Source organism: Hyphomonas sp. UBA3601, from assembly GCF_002375605.1.
Taxonomy (GTDB): Bacteria; Pseudomonadota; Alphaproteobacteria; order Caulobacterales; family Hyphomonadaceae; genus Hyphomonas.
The window spans coordinates 1-358 of the sequence record NZ_DFME01000007.1 but is presented as its reverse complement, the minus strand read 5'-3'; the positions used below and the strand labels follow the sequence as shown (position 1 = coordinate 358).

Annotated in this window: 1 protein-coding gene; it reads right to left on the bottom strand. The window is 63.7% G+C overall.

Annotated features, from left to right (window positions below):
- The coding region (locus B4F73_RS00300; RefSeq protein WP_290482242.1) for a Mur ligase family protein at nt 1–358 on the bottom strand (358 nt) is incomplete at both ends.

Sequence of the window (358 nt, the reverse complement as noted above, 5' to 3'; positions counted from 1 at the left end):
CGACCTGTGTGAAGCGGCGCTTCACCCCGCCAAATTGCCCCATCGAGGTCCGGATCTGATCGTCTGTGGCGCCTAGCTCCAGCGCGACGGCAACGGCGGCCAGCGCATTCTGGACATTGTGCTCGCCCGCCATCGGCAGAGTCAGCCCTTCGATCATCCGCGGCTGGGCAGAGCCGGGACGGCGCAGCGCGACATCGAAATGCGCGCCCGACAGATCGGTTTTCAGATTGATGGCGCGGACATCGGCCTGGCGGTTGAAGCCATAGGTGATGCGGCGCCGGTCCGTAACGCGCGCAGCCAATCCCTGCACTTCAGGATGGTCCGTGCACAGGACGGCAAAGCCATAGAAAGGCAAATT